Genomic DNA, 1,896 nt, shown 5'->3' with positions numbered 1-1,896 from the left:
TGCTCTGCCGCCGGAATCGCTTTTGATGGACACGAAGCACACTCTGCAAAATACGACACAGAGAAAACAGCTGAGCTGTTTTGTACCATCATCAATAAATGGTCAAAACTTGGGGGTTGGCCACTTGATCAAAAGATCGGTATTTAAGAGTCTTCGACGCACAAAAAAGCCGAGCAATGCTCGGCTTTTTTATTCCCATATTTAAACAGGAATTACAAAGTGTCTGAGTTCTCAGAAAGGTAAGCTGCAACGCCATCAGGAGAAGCATCCATACCTTTGTCACCTTTGTTCCAACCAGCTGGGCAAACTTCACCGTGCTCTTCGTGGAACTGAAGAGCGTCAACCAAACGGATTAGCTCGTCCATGTTACGACCTAGTGGTAGATCGTTAACGATCTGCGAGCGAACCAAACCTTCTTTGTCAATCAAGAAAGCACCACGGAAAGCAACGCCGCCTTCTGACTCAACGTCGTATGCTTTACAGATGTCGTGCGCCATATCTGCAGCTAATGTGTAACCTACTTGGCCGATACCACCATCATTAACTGGAGTATTACGCCATGCGTTGTGCGTAAAGTGAGAGTCGATAGAAACACCGATCACTTCAACGCCACGCTCTTTGAAGTCAGCCATACGGTGATCAAGAGCGATCAACTCTGATGGACAAACAAACGTGAAGTCTAGCGGGTAGAAGAAAACAAGACCGTACTTGCCTTTGATAGCTTCAGATAGGGTGAACTCGTCTACGATAGAACCGTCGCCAAGAACTGCTGGAACAGTAAAGTCAGGGGCTTGCTTGCCTACTAATACGCTCATTTATTATCTCCAAATGTTGATTGCGTTTTTGATATTTGTCAGAGACGCTTTACGCCTCAAGCGATGTACAAAGTCGACTTATGGTACAACGACTAGGCTGGTTGTCCAATAAGAGATAGCGCTTATTTTTCAGAAACGAAAAAGCCCCTACCAAGGCAGGGGCTTTTTTCTTATACGCTGGATGCTACCAATGAATTCCTCGCATGATCGCAGCAAAGGCCATTTGCTCCGTCGAGACTTTTGGCATATCAGCTTTCTGGTCTTTACCTTGCGCCGCTGCAGAATCTGGGAACATTTTGTAACCCGTATTCATAATAATCTCACCCGCTTTTGGTACGAGAGCATGTAAGACTTGTGCAAAAATACCTAGTCGCGTCGCGATACGCTTCGGACGATGAACGATTGCTTTCGCAATTAAATCTGCTGCATCTTCTGGCGTTAGCGTTGGCACCGAGTCGTAGATCTTAGTTGGACCGATCATTGGCGTTTTTACCAACGGCATGTTGATGGTCGTAAAACTCACATTACTATCTGAGAATTCTGCCGCAGCACATCGCGAGAACGCATCCAATGCTGCCTTCGAGGCTACATACGAAGAGAAACGCGGAGCATTTGTCAAAACACCGATAGATGAGATATTTACAATATGACCTCGTCCCTGCTCAAGCATCTTCGGAGCAAAACCAAGTATCAAGCGAAGCGAGCCGAAGTAATTAAGCTGCATCGTTCTCTCGAAATCGTGGAAACGATCAAACGAAAGGTTTATAGAACGACGAATCGAGCGACCGGCATTATTGATTAAGAAATCAACCGCGCCGTGATCCTTCTCAACTTCAGCAACAAAACGATCACAGTCTTCCATATTCGAAAAATCACATTGGTACGCGTAANCAGTACCGCCGTTTTGCTCAAGCTCGTATTTAACTTCTTCAAGCTTGTCGAGTGTACGCGCTGCGATACAGGTAATCGCACCTGCTTCCGCTAAGACTTTTGCCGTTGCTAAACCAATGCCTGAAGTCGCACCGGTAATGACACATACCTTACCCTCAACCGTGCCACGTAAAGTGCGATCTTTATATAA

Annotated in this window: 2 protein-coding genes and 1 pseudogene; 1 reads left to right on the top strand and 2 read right to left on the bottom strand. The window is 45.9% G+C overall.

The features are described from left to right. Positions 1–147 (top strand): annotated as a pseudogene (locus A3738_RS32135) (ribonuclease T); the annotation flags it as partial. A gap of 65 nt (positions 148–212) precedes the next feature. On the opposite strand, the gene A3738_RS23130 reads toward A3738_RS32135, so the two are convergent. Together A3738_RS23130 and A3738_RS23125 are read right to left on the bottom strand one after the other, a co-directional pair. Next, positions 213–815, bottom strand: coding sequence for a peroxiredoxin (locus A3738_RS23130; RefSeq protein WP_068479869.1), 603 nt, complete (start codon positions 813–815; stop codon positions 213–215). 184 nt (positions 816–999) lie between these two features. Beyond that, on the bottom strand, positions 1,000–1,896 hold an 897-nt coding region (locus tag A3738_RS23125), incomplete at its 5' end, for an SDR family NAD(P)-dependent oxidoreductase (protein WP_156504438.1).

The sequence above is a fragment of the Oleiphilus sp. HI0066 genome (assembly GCF_001635725.1).
This window is presented reverse-complemented; position numbering and strand designations above follow the sequence as displayed.